The sequence below is a fragment of the Nitrospirae bacterium YQR-1 genome (genome assembly GCA_039908095.1).
Classification (GTDB): Bacteria; Nitrospirota; Thermodesulfovibrionia; order Thermodesulfovibrionales; family Magnetobacteriaceae; genus Magnetomonas.
Genome location: JAMOBJ010000050.1, coordinates 1 through 13,086, shown reverse-complemented (window position 1 = coordinate 13,086; position 13,086 = coordinate 1). Strand labels below are relative to the sequence as shown.

11 protein-coding genes are annotated in these 13,086 nt (G+C 40.6%); 10 read left to right on the top strand and 1 reads right to left on the bottom strand.

Annotated features, from left to right (window positions below):
- On the top strand, positions 1 to 207 hold a 207-nt coding region (locus H7844_15350; GenBank protein ID MEO5358655.1), incomplete at its 5' end, for a hypothetical protein.
- 21 nt (positions 208 to 228) lie between these two features.
- On the opposite strand, the gene H7844_15345 is transcribed toward H7844_15350, so the two are convergent.
- Entirely contained in the window at positions 229 to 1,221 is a 993-nt protein-coding gene (locus tag H7844_15345; GenBank protein ID MEO5358654.1) for an NAD-dependent 4,6-dehydratase LegB, read from the bottom strand.
- Positions 1,222 to 1,538: 317 nt separating this feature from the next.
- Between H7844_15345 and H7844_15340 the strand changes: the two genes are divergently transcribed.
- From H7844_15340 to H7844_15300, 9 genes are all read left to right on the top strand, one after another.
- On the top strand, positions 1,539 to 2,465 hold the full coding sequence (locus H7844_15340) for a hypothetical protein (protein MEO5358653.1): 927 nt from the start codon (positions 1,539 to 1,541) through the stop codon (positions 2,463 to 2,465).
- A gap of 1,080 nt (positions 2,466 to 3,545) precedes the next feature.
- The gene (locus H7844_15335) at positions 3,546 to 3,917 is read left to right on the top strand and encodes a UPF0175 family protein (protein MEO5358652.1); all 372 of its coding nucleotides are present in this window, start codon (positions 3,546 to 3,548) and stop codon (positions 3,915 to 3,917) included.
- Positions 3,918 to 3,922: 5 nt separating this feature from the next.
- On the top strand, positions 3,923 to 4,369 hold the full coding sequence (locus H7844_15330) for a type II toxin-antitoxin system VapC family toxin (GenBank protein MEO5358651.1): 447 nt from the start codon (positions 3,923 to 3,925) through the stop codon (positions 4,367 to 4,369).
- Between the two features lie 662 nt (positions 4,370 to 5,031).
- Positions 5,032 to 6,345: a replication initiation protein gene (locus H7844_15325; GenBank protein ID MEO5358650.1), complete on the top strand. Its 1,314-nt coding sequence runs from the start codon at positions 5,032 to 5,034 to the stop codon at positions 6,343 to 6,345.
- A 98-nt stretch (positions 6,346 to 6,443) separates the two neighbouring features.
- Positions 6,444 to 8,153, top strand: coding sequence for a class I SAM-dependent methyltransferase (locus tag H7844_15320; GenBank protein MEO5358649.1), 1,710 nt, complete (start codon positions 6,444 to 6,446; stop codon positions 8,151 to 8,153).
- A gap of 1 nt (position 8,154) precedes the next feature.
- The gene (locus H7844_15315; protein MEO5358648.1) at positions 8,155 to 9,021 is read left to right on the top strand and encodes a ParA family protein; all 867 of its coding nucleotides are present in this window, start codon (positions 8,155 to 8,157) and stop codon (positions 9,019 to 9,021) included.
- A 114-nt stretch (positions 9,022 to 9,135) separates the two neighbouring features.
- Positions 9,136 to 10,059: a ParB/RepB/Spo0J family partition protein gene (locus H7844_15310; GenBank protein MEO5358647.1), complete on the top strand. Its 924-nt coding sequence runs from the start codon at positions 9,136 to 9,138 to the stop codon at positions 10,057 to 10,059.
- 168 nt (positions 10,060 to 10,227) lie between these two features.
- Positions 10,228 to 11,871 carry an ABC transporter ATP-binding protein/permease gene (locus tag H7844_15305; protein MEO5358646.1) on the top strand — a complete coding sequence of 548 codons (1,644 nt, stop codon included), beginning with the start codon at positions 10,228 to 10,230 and terminating at the stop codon, positions 11,869 to 11,871.
- Between the two features lie 38 nt (positions 11,872 to 11,909).
- Positions 11,910 to 12,878 carry a hypothetical protein gene (locus tag H7844_15300; protein MEO5358645.1) on the top strand — a complete coding sequence of 323 codons (969 nt, stop codon included), beginning with the start codon at positions 11,910 to 11,912 and terminating at the stop codon, positions 12,876 to 12,878.
- The last annotated feature ends 208 nt before the right edge of the window (positions 12,879 to 13,086 follow it).

Sequence of the window (13,086 nt, the reverse complement as noted above, 5' to 3'; positions counted from 1 at the left end):
GAGAAGGGAAGAGAAGAGGGACTGATTAGGGGCCTTCAGGAAGGAATTCAGTTGGCAATTGAACTCAAATTCGGCATCGAAGGGGCGTCTCTGATAAATATGATAAATCACATTGACAATTTAAGGCAGTTAGAGTACATTAAAGATAATATAAAAAAAGCATCTTCACCGGAGGAGTTGAGAAATATGCCGGGACTCCAAAGTTAGACAAATGAAATAGAATTGGAATCACACGTTATAGATATCCCACTTATATCTGTTCATGTTTTTCTTGAACCATTCAATGGTCTGTGCAAGACCGTCTTTTAAAGTTATCCGGGGCTCCCAGCCGGTAAGTTTTCTGATTAATGAGTTATCACAAAGCAGCCTTTCCACCTCACTGGCAGCCGGTCTGGTTCTCTCAGTGCTGCATATCAGGGAGGCATCAGGATTAATAAGTTCAATCAGTGTAAGGGCAAGCTCCCCGATTGAGACCTCTGCGCCTGAGCCTATGTTGACAGTGTGTCCCACACACTTATCACACTGTGCAAGGGCAATAAACCCATTACAGGTATCTGTGACGTAGTTGAAATCTCTGGTAGGCTCTGTTGAGCCCAGTGCTATGGTCTTTTTCCCGGCCAGCAGCTGAGTAATAACGGTTGGAATTACTGCACGTGCCGACTGCCGTGGCCCGTAAGTGTTAAAGGGTCTTGCCGTCACAACGGGAAGCCCGAAAGACAGAAAGTAGCTCTCCGCAAGGGAATCCGCACCGATTTTGGTGGCGGCGTATGGGGATTGCCCATGCAGCGGGTGTTTTTCATCTATGGGCACATACTGCGCAGTGCCATAGACCTCCGATGTTGAGGTTACTATCAGCCTCTGGATTGAGTTATCCCTGCAACCTTGCAGGATGTTCAGAGTACCCTTTATGTTTGTATCAACGTAGGAATCAGGGCTGTGGTAGGAAAAAGGAATTCCGATTAAAGCCGCCAGATGAAATACGGCCTCTATGTCTGCAAGGGCCTTTCTTACTCCGTTTGGGTCTCTGATGTCACCGGTAAAAACTTCAATATGTTTAAGGATATTTTTAGGAAAAGTATCGAGCCAGCCCCAGGAGTTAAATGAATTATAAAAAACAAACGCCCGCACGGTGCAATCTCTTTCCATGAGGGCCTCAACAAGATGGCTGCCTATAAAACCATCCGCTCCGGTAACCAACACCCTTTTGCCTTCTAAAATCATATCGCTGCTATATTATATAACTTGTATGAACACTGCCGTCAAATCCTTGAGGGTTTACAGAGAATTAAAGCAGCAATCTTTTTTTTATTTTAGCCGAAATGCCGTATATAAGCTGTTTTACCAATCTGCGGACACTGTGTCCGCAAATTTTGTGTTGGTGGTTGATACGTAAATTAACTTTGACGAAGTTCTGCAAAAACAATAACATTCCTTTTGTTTTTTAATGAAAGGCCACAGTTTCATAGTCAAAAACATCTCGTTGTTTTGGTACATTTATTTTAGTGCATTAATTTACCCAAATGTTATAATAACACAAAATGCCTAAACGCTATGACAAGGTTATAAAGGAGATTCTGAAGGATGTCGTAGATACCCTAATTACAGAAGTAATTGGGGTAAAAATAGTTAGATCCACGGCAATAGAAACTAAACTTCAGATAACGAATGAGCGTGAGGCTGATTTTATTTTACTGGTGGAATTTGAGGATGGTTCTAAGTCCATTTTACATATTGAATTTCAGGCAACTAACTACTCAAAAATGGAATATCGAGAGTTGCAATATTGGACTTATATAGCGGTAATTCATGGGATACATCCACTGCAATATGTGTTTTACATAGGCAACGAGCCGCTAACGATGAAAAATAGCATCTCTACGGAAACTATGAATTATAGTTATAATTTAATTGATATGCGCAATGTTGATTGCGAGAAATTCTTGTACTCGGAGAAACCTCAAGAGGTGATTATATCAATCTTGTGCAATTACCAAAAGAAAGGTGTTAAAATATTTATACGAGAGATATTAAACCGGCTCAATGAACTTGTGAAGGAAGAAACGCTTCGTGCAAAGTACATAAGACAGGTGGAAGTCCTGTCACAACTAAGGAATTTGCAAGATGAAGTATGTAAGGAGGCGGAGGATATGGCATTAGTTTATAATTTAGAAAGAGATGTGAGATTTAAACAAGGACGACAACGGGGATTGTTTGAGGGACAACGGAAAGGTTTGCTTGAGGGTGAACTTAAAGGTAAACGTGATGGATTACTTGAGGGTAAGCGTGATGGATTGCTTGAGGCTATTGAGTTAGGACTTGAACTCAAATTTGGTTATGCCGGACTTGAGTTGATGAATATGGTTAAGGTTATAAATACTATAGACAAATTAGAGGAATTCAAAAACCTTATAAAAAAAGCCGGTTTGATGGATGAATTAAAGGAATTTCTGGAAAAGAGTGCGTAAGTGTCGAGGGTGTCTTGGTTCAGCGTGAATATAACAAATCCCATTCGACATGTATCTTACCTCCATATGTGTCTATACTTACACGGCTTGACTGGCTTGATTCTTTGTTAACTTGCTCATCTCCCATTGGGTGAGTACTCCTTATGCTATTTTTGACTATAACTCCTTGTTTTGTATAGTATTATACTCACCCCCTGTTTATGCAGCTGCTTTTTTTAGGATTATTCTTAATTGCTCTATTCTCTTAAAAAACAATAACGTTCCTTTTGTTTTTTTTAATGAAAGGTCACAGTTTCATAGTCAAAAACATCAAGAAAGGTGTTAAAAGATTTATACGAGAAATATTAAACCGTCTAAATGAACTTGTGTTAAAAGATGAGATTACCCTCCCCTGAAGGGGATTCCCCTGGTCGCTAACGCTCCTCGTAATGACGAATAAAAAACGTTGGAGCAACAACCCCGTGCCGTCATTACGAACCCCCACAGGGGCTGTGGCAATCTCAGCACTAACGTTGGTATTAATTGCTCTATTCTCTTAAAAAACAATAACGTTCCTTTTGTTTTTTAATGAAAGGTCACAGTTTCATAGTCAAAAACATTTCGTTGTTGTTGATTTATACCAAGTTGCAGTCAGAAGTAAACACAGGCGGCAAGGAGAAAGCGACGCCTCCCCTTAACAGGGGATTCCCCTTTAAAGGAGACGCCCCGGAGCTTTCGACGAAGCCAACAAAGTTAGACGATTGAATGCAACTTGGTATTTAAAGATTTGCACTACTACATTACTCCGTCTTATTCTTAATTGCTCTATTCTCTTAAAAAACAATAACGTTCCTTTTGTTTTTTTAATGAAAGGTCACAGTTTCATAGTTAAAAACATTTCGTTGTTGTTGATTTAAAAGATTTCTTAACAACTTGTCTCATTTTGGGAATCCACTCTTGTTGGTTAAAGAATTTAGAAAATATTTTGCTTTTAAACATGATGTAGAAGATTTATAAAAAGTTTTTATCTTATGTATTATAGATGTATAATAAAATAGGTACAGAAATTTACTTTATTCGTAGGAGGTAAACATTTAAACCATGCAAATATCTTTACCCGACATCGAAAGGTTAGTTGAAATAGACCAAACCTATTTGAAAGAGGCTTTGGCCGCTATTCTTTACCATACCGGTAAAATTTCAGAAAAAGAGGCGTGCGACATAACGGGTATGACCCACCGAGAATTTGAAGAAATATTACCCAAGTTTGGTTTCTCTATCCCTCCAAAACAGGTGGACATTGCAGTGACAACCGTGCAAACAGATGAACAAAAATCATCAAAGTGGGCATTATTGGCCGAAAAAATACATCAAGATAGTCCATTAAACGGCCATAGCGAAGATTTATTAAAGTTGGTTAAAGAATTTAGAGAAGATTTTGCTTTTAAGCATGATTTTAGTGATGATAAATAATTTTTATGAATTTTTTATTTGATACCAATATCGTGGCATTTCTGTATGATAAAAATTCTAAAAATCATACGAAAATTTACAATCAATTTTCAGCACTAAAAGACGAAGATAATCTTTTTGTTTCCGTTTTGACCATTTATGAAATGCAATACAGTATTCTTAATGGAGAACCAACACTACAAAAATTTTTTAGAGCAAGCTTAAAAGCTCTTGAAGAACACTTTCAAATTTTACCAGTGAACAAGAACGGAGCTTATTTTTACGGAGAATTGAAAAGTTTTTTAAGAAAAAACAAAAAAATAAATAGGGAAAATATTAAAAAGCATAATATTGATATTATTTTAGCCAGCACAGCCAGAACGGAAAATTGTGTTTTAGTGAGTGCTGATAAAATTTATGACAGCTGTAGAGAAATTTGGAAAAATTTTAAATTTCAAAATTGGTTAGACTAGTTTTTCAATGATTGTAATGTTCTCATTTCAGCCGGACTAAGCAACTTGGTATCACTTTTATTTTTATAAGAACGCCTATAGAACCAGGCTCTCTTAAATCGCCTGTAACAGCATTTTACTTGTTTTACATATTAACACAGTATAAATGTCCTGAAAACGCACTGGTGGCCATTTAAGAGATTCTTATGTACTATTTAAAAGACAACACTGCCTGATTATGTTAATAACTCCCTTTTTCCCGGCACGTCCTAATTAAAGTATATCCTGTTTCCACCCGTTCCGGTTTATTTTTTTCCCTGTTTTTTTTCCGTTCTTTTTTTCTTTGTCTTTTTCTTTTCAAAAATCTGTTGTCTTAGTTGCTCTTTATTCTTTTCAAAAAAACAACAACATCCTGTCAGCCTCAAAAGCCACATTTTCATAGTGAAAATCCTTGTTGTTATTATTTTAAAAGATTTAAAAGATTTAAAAGATTTTCGGCGCCAATTTAATCAGATTTTACAACATGTTACATGCCCTATCGGCTACACTTTCATAGTGAAAGGTCACATATTCATAGTAGAAGGTCACACTTTCATAGTGAAAGGTCACACTTTCATAGCGAAAGGTCACACTTTCATAGTGAAAGGTCACACCTTGACAAACTTGTGGCCTTATGGTAGCGTATGAGAAAATACAAAAAAAAGAAGCGCTATAAAATTATGACTATTGGCAAAAGCAAGCAGTTGTTGGTAGTTAAATCCAACGACCTTAATCAGGCTCATTACAGGCTTACCATCTCGGAGCAGAGAGTTATTTTAATGATGGTTTCGATGATCCAGCCCGGTGATGAGGACTTCCACATTTACAGAATCAAAGTCTCAGACTTTTTAAAGCTCCTTGGTGTTAAGAATCAGCAAATGTACTCAGAGGTAAAGAAAATAACCAAAAGCTTAATCGAAAAAGTGCTTACTATAAAAAGACCCAGGTCTGAGCTGCAATTGTCATGGTTTTCCTCAGCGGAGTATTTTGACGGAGAGGGTTATGTGGAACTTTGCTTTGACCCAAAACTTAAACCATATTTGCTGGGTTTGAAGGAGTGCTTTGTACAGTATCAACTCAAAAATGTAATTAAGTTAAAAAGCTCGTACTCTATACGAATGTATGAACTGTTGAAGCAGTATGAAAAGTTAGGCAGAAAGAGTTATTCGATAGAGGAACTGAAACCTGTTTTAGGAATAAAGCCGGATGAATATGTCCTCTATAAACATTTTAAAACCAGAATTATAACAAGAGCTCAAGAAGAGTTAAAGGCGGGTACTGATATTGCCTTTGAATTCAAAGAAATGAAGACAGGCCGTAAAGTGACCTCTCTGGAGTTTTTTATTACTACCAATAAGGTTTCTAAGGATAAACTCCTCGATATGAGCATTGTAAAGAGTAATGAGATGGAAAGATCAATTGCCTCTATGAAAGACACTGAGCGGGAATTGTTTGAAACACTTCAAAATTATTATCAACTATCACGTGAACAGGCTTGTGCTGTAGTGACGGAGGTGCTCCCGGAAAAAGGACATCAGTATGTTATCGACCTTTTGGATTACTGCCGTGAGTACTGTCAACAGAGGATAAAACAAGGTATAAAGTGCCGGATAGGCGCTATTACCAGTTCCGCCTTTAAAAAAGGCTGGCAAACTCAGCCGTCTCTCTTTGATAAAGAAATAAAGGCCAAAGAACTGCAAAAAATAAAAGAGCAGCAACAAGAGCGTAAACGCATGGAAGAGGAAAGACTTCAGTTTAAACAAATCAAAGACCGCACAGATGAGATTCTAAACACTATGTCCGATAATGAAATAAAAATTGAATTCCCTGCGTGGCTTGAAGAAAACCGTAAGTATTTCTATGATACTTTCTACAAACCGGGTATGGACATACAACGTATAAGAGCAGGCAATCTGAGAACACCCCTCAGAGAGTATATTGAAGAAAAATACTTATGACGGCCTCTCTCATTATTTGACCCCCCCTTCACAGGACAGATACACACAAGAAGTGCTATTGTACTGAAGACCGCCTATGGAAAAGGAAATGATGTTTTATGAAATCAGGTTTTGACGCACTGCGAGGACTTTATGAGAAATACGCAGAGGAGCTTGTCTCCCTCAGTGTCCTGTCACACGGGGTTTATAACAACTTCTTATCAAAAGGCTATGGCGCCACATTTGCTGATGTGGAATCAGAGATTCTTTATATGCTTGTCCGTAGCTATAAGCCCAAAGTGGTTTTTGAAGTCTCTCCCGATTGCGGCTACTCCACTCACTATATCCTACAGGCTCTTACTAAAAATAACTACGGAGACCTCTACAGTTTTGAATTAAGTAAAACAATCAGGGGAATCCCCACTGAGGAGGTCATAAGCGCTGTACAACACCCCTCCTCGGATTTAAACCGTTTACATGTTATCATCGGTGATGCCCGCTTAAAAACTCTTCAAACCGGCCTCACCCCGGACCTTGTCTTTATTGACAGCTGCCACGAGGATTATTTTGCCGAGTGGTATATAAAGTGCCTCCTTGCTCTTTGCAAAGGCCCGGCTCTCATTCATGACATAATGTACCCAAAAGGAACCCCTGAGTTTTCCTCCGAATCTTACTATGTACAGCTGCAGTTATTGAAAATGAAATGTCCACATGTGTTTATCGGTGACTTTGATGATTTCTTTGAAAATGAAAGAGCAAAAATGTTCCTGCACGGACGCAGAGAGTACTACTCAAATGCCCTCTTAATTGAGGATTGCTCTTGTTTGAACCTCTCACTTTCAGAATATGACAAAGGCCTCATTATGCAGTATTTCTCTACCTGCAATGATGCGTGGAAAATACAAAGCTCACAGCTCCCGGACTGGAAAGACCGGGAGGAAAACACGGGTGAATATTTAAAATCCGGTGCCGCTGTTTTTACAAGGCAACAGTATGAAGCACTCTTTGAAATGCTTCCTCTGACTTTTACACATGAAACCCTGCTTGATAACTCAGCGGAAAGACTATCGAAAACCGGAATTATCAAAGCTAACATAAACAATGTCTCCAACCTGTATTCCTTTGTCACAATAAAATCAAAAATAAAAGACGGCGGCGCCGGTAAAAAATGTATCGGCGGCGACTCAGGTTTTCTTACCGCCACCGATAGCTATAACCCGGTTGAAGTCTTCCACCTGTTATCCAACATGCAAAAAAACCCCTCTGAGTACTATAATGATAAAAACATTGCCGGCACCATTATTAAAAACCCCTGTGTCGCTGTTTTCTGGAAACTCAAAATTATAGAGTCCATCAATGAATCCGCACAATGGAAATACTCTCAGGTTAACTTTATTTTGCCTGAAATACAAAACTCTCTTATATATAATAAATTTCTGGCTTTACAAATAATTAACGACCCCCTGTTGTTAAATAATTTGATTCCCGCAATTTTTTCAGATTATAATATTACAGCTGATAAGAGATATCCCATATTGTACAGATACTTAACGTTTATACTAAAAAAATACCGCAAATACATTACGGAGCAATTAAGAGAGGAAATGCGCAACAGCATTTTATTATTGTCGAAAAACAAAAGAAAGGCTGCTTTTGAGGCCTCCACCGAGTTGCTGCTCTGTGGAGATTTAAAGACGGCAATGAGGATTTACAACAATTACAAAAAGAACAACCGGGTAGGTTTACAAGAGAGACTTATTTATTTCAGACAAATAAAGTCAAAGATTAAGGAGTTTTTAAGAAGCCGCATTATGGATAGAGGCATTTGATATGGCGGAGATAATCACGGTAATTAACCAAAAGGGTGGTGTGGGAAAAACCACGGTTGCCGTTAATCTCAGTAGTTTCATGTCGGAGTATTTCAAGAAAATACTGCTGCTGGACTTTGACCCCCAGTCTGATGCCTCCGTCTGGATGTGTAAACACTACGGTGGAGAGCATACAGGGTACAAAACATCCCCCCCCCCAAGAATCGAGGATATTTTACGCTTTGGCCTGCAACAAAGCAACCTTGAAGATGAGGCTTTTAGGCGGCAACTGAAACAATTTTCGAAAGAAGCCTCAGGGAACACTGAGCCGGCTGTTATTACCACCTCCTTAAATCTGGATAAGATTGACCGTGAAATGACAGGCATCGGCGAGCGTAAGGCCACCGCTAAACTTGTTGACACCATAAAGATTATATCTGAGGACTATGACCTTGTGTTGATTGATACAGCCCCGTATATTTCAAATCTTCACTATATTGTTGTCAGCGCCTCAGATTACATCCTGATTCCCATAACCCTTGATGCAACCGCCATAGGCGGCGGCGGTAATGTCATAACCCTGATACTCTCAGACGTCATAAAATACTATAACAACCCGCACGTCTCGGTGCTGGGAGTACTCATAAACAACTACGAGAAGGTATCAAACATATCTAAGGCGATGGAAGATATGGCTTCGGAGGTCTTTGGTGAGCTTATCTTTAAAACGCGCATTAAAAGTGCCGTAAAACTCCGTGAACTTCCCCTGCTTAACTCCACCCTTGATAAGATATATCCTAAACTTCCCCTGTCGCAGGATTTTAAAAACCTTGCAGAGGAGATATATGAAAGGATGAGGGGGCGGAGGCCCCGGGCAACTACAGACTGATTACATGTTTTTTTTTAGAAAGAAACTCTTAATAAAAGGCAGGGAAGTGTTCCCTCCCCCTTTGCAGGAGAGGGTGGGGGGGTGCGGAAAAACCCTTGAAGGGGTAAGATAGAAATGCTTAAAATTACAAGAGAAGCTCTGAGAAAAGGTGCGGAGGGAAACATAAACTCCCGCTTTATGTCTGTGCTGTCAAAGACCGGCCATGAGAATATCCCTGTCTCAAACATAATCCTCAGGGCTCAGATAAGGCAGGAATTAAAAGAGGACAAGCGCTTTAATCAACTGCTGGAGTCGGTACGCAGCAAGGGAGTGCTTCAGCCCATACTTGTGACTGAGGGGGGCAATAAGCAGTATCTCCTCATAGCCGGTGAAAGAAGATACCGCGCGGCTTGTGCCCTTGGGCTTGACACCATTGCGGCTCGGGTGCTGCATAATGTCACTGACAAGGACATTGTTGAAATCCAGCTGGTTGAAAATATCATCCGGGAGGACCTCAATTGCCTGGATGAAGCTGAGGGGTATTTTAAGTACTATATTGCCGGAGTTAAGCCGCCTGAGGACTCTGAGGCCGCAGCGGATTGTCAAGTCATGATTAATGCACTCATGACCTATACAAGAGCTCCTGAGAGACTCACTTCCGATGTTGCGGACACAGTGTCCGCAATCTTAAAAATATCGGGGAAATCCGCCAGAACCCTTCAAAGACTTCTAACTCTGCTGCGCCTTCCGCAAATGGTTAAAGACGCTTTAAGAGAGAAAACCATTAGTTTATCCATCGGTTATACATTGGCCGGCTACACTGACCATCCCGGCTTTGACGAAATTTGTGAAAAGGTGCTAACCTTAAAAATTACAAAGCAAGAAGTAGCGGCTCTCTTTAATGCTCCCACAGGCGGCTCCGCGCAACACCGGCTTCTCATCAAGTTCAGAAATCTTTGCAGTGATGTTCAGAACAACATGGAAACCCTCTCGGAGACGGAGACAAATGCTATAAAGAAAGAGATCAGGGCTGTACTTAGAGTTTTAGATAAGAAATGACCGGAGGCTGAGCTACTAAGTTGCATTCAATCGTCTAACTTTGTTGGCTTCGTCGAAAGCTCCTCAACGTCTCCCCTAAAAAGGGGATTCCCCTGTTAAGGGGAGGCGTCGCTTTCTCCTTGCCGCCTCGTTATACTTCTGAATGCAACTTAGTATAAAATACCGTCAATGCAGTGGATACGCATTATACTGGAACTTGGCTTTGGCAGGGTGTTGATACTGTCCCTCTCCTCGGTGCCCCTTGGGGTTGTTGTTGGAGTTGCGGAGCTGATGTTTGGGATGACACTGGTATATTTTTTCAGCAGTGTCAATCTTATATCCTATAAGGGATTGCCGGAGTGGTTTATTATAAAAGACTATATGTCTCCGGTGCTTGCTTTTGTTTCAATGGGGGTAATCAGGATATTTATGAATTTCTTTTCCTCTTTTGTAAATAACGTAAGCGGCGCGGTGTTTTTGTTAAAAGTTAAGAATAATATTATTGAATCCATACTGTTGAGCAAAAATCCGGCTCAGACGTTTTCCCTGTCGGATTTGAACAATTTCTTTTCCAACCTTTTACCGAGGGCCTCTTTGTTTATTACGTCTTTTTTAAATTTTTTCACGTATGTGTTTACAATTGTTTTTCTCTTTTCAAGTCTTTTTTTGCTTTCAGTTAAGCTGACCACTGTAACGGTAATAACATTGCTCTTTGCCGGCATTCCGGTTGTGCTGACTAAAAACATTCGTTACAAATACGCAGAGGTAATAAATTCAATGAGTAGCGGTTTTTTTAAGAAAATTACCAGAGATGTAAAAAATATTTATTTCTTACAGATTACAGGAAAACAGTTTGACGAATTTAAAACCCTGATTTCATTAAACTACAGAATCATGACAGGCTCTGTTAAGTTTGACCTGTATAATATGTCAAACGCATCACTGCCGTCTTTTTTTGCCATCTTTGTTGCGCTTGCTATAATTATGGCAAATCAAAAATACGGCTTTGTTCATAATTCGGTTCTTCTGCCCTTTGTCTATCTCTTAATGCAGCTTAACACCAATGTGGGAAAACTGCTGGCGGCATATGGCAGTATTGAATTCAGTAAGCAGTACTTTACGCAACTTATAAGTGTTATGAAAAACGCAAAGGTCAACAGGCTTGATTTCAGCCATGTCGGAACAATGATTGATGTGGAGACAATAGAATCTCTGGAAGTAAAAGGGCTTGCCATAGGCAGAGACGATATTATTCTTGATGAAATATCCTTTAAGGCAAAACCTGGTGATTTTCTCTGTATAACCGGTAAGTCAGGTGTTGGAAAAACCACTCTACTTATGACTCTGATAGGTTTAATTCCGCACAAGAAAGGTGAGGTTTTATTTAACGGCTATGAAATAAGCAAAATAAACTTTCTGAAATTCAGAGAGAAAATATCATTTTCAGGCCCCGACCCCTTCCTCCTTGACGACAGCATACGGGCAAACCTCCTCTTCGGTGCTAAATCCACCCCCACCGGTGAGCAGCTCCATGAGGCTCTTAAAATAGCCGCCGCCGGTTTCGTCCATGAAATGCCTCAGGGCCTCGACTCCATACTCTACGAAAGCGGCGAGGGTATCTCCGCAGGCCAAAAACAACGACTCTCCATATGCAGGGCTATCCTCAGAAAACCCGATATTCTCATCCTCGATGAGGGCACGGCTAACATCGACGAAGAAACAGAGGGGAAAATTATCACCGCCATAAAAACAAAATTCCCTCAATTGCTCACCCTTGCCGTCTCACACAGAGCCTCCATGAAAAAGCATGCTAATATCATCATTGAGTTATAGAGGAAACAACGGAAACCCATGAACAGGTGGTTTAAGTAATGTATTTCAACAGAGACATGCTGAAAATAAAAGCGCTTTCCGGGAGGGTGCATGATTTAGACATCGGAGTGATAGCACCTCTTGTGGATACGGCTAAACGGTATCCGGCAATGAATGAGGTGGCAAGGTATATAGTGAAGGCAAAAGAGCAAGGGGCGGCGGTTATTTTGATGATAGGCGGACATGTGATACGCTCCGGTGTGCAGCGCTGCATAATTGATCTGATGGAGCGGGGTTATATAACCTGTATTTCCGTAAATGGGGCATGTGTGATTCATGATTATGAGTTTGCCTTAATCGGGGCAACCACGGAAAGTGTTGCACGGTACATTCAATACGGGGAGTTCGGTCTCTGGAGAGAGACCGGATACATCAACGATATAGTAAACGCTGCGTATCAGGGCGGCGATATGGGCTATGGCGAGGCGGTGGGAAAGGCCATATACGAGGGGGACTACTTTTTTCCGTATAAGGATATAAGTATATTTGCGGCGGCGTATCGGCTGAAGATACCGGTTACCGTCCACGCCGGCATAGGGTATGACATAATAAATGAGTTTCCCAACTATGACGGGGCGGCGGCAGGGGCGTTGTCGTATAAAGATTTTCTGAGATTTACGCAGGTGGTTACAAACCTTGAGGGTGGTGTGGTTATGAATTTCGGCAGTGCCGTAATGGCCCCCGAGGTGTTTTTGAAAGCACTCAGTATGGCAAGAAACGCAGCACATCAGAGGGGTGGGAAAATCACTGACTTTACAACCCTTGTTTGCGACCTTCATGAGCTGCCGGAGGACTTTAGCAAGGAGCCGCCCAAGGATTCCCCCGCATACTACTTCAGACCGTGGAAGACCATGCTTGTGCGCACGGTTGCCGACGGAGGCAGGAGTTTTTACGTGCGTGGTAAACATGCGGACACAGTGTCCGCACTTTGGAGCGCTGTTAATACCAAGTTGCATTCATTCGATTAATTTTGTTGGCTTCGTCTAAAGCTCCTTGCTGTACGCTCCTCTAAAAGGGGAATCCCCTGTAAGGGGAGGTCGCTTTTCCCAGCCGCCTCATTACTCTTTTGACTGCTACTTGGTATTATTATATATAAACAGTGTGCCAATCAAAAGAACTATAGAAGAGTAAAAGGTTTATAATAGGTAATCTATGCCTTTACTCGTTTTTCTCTCC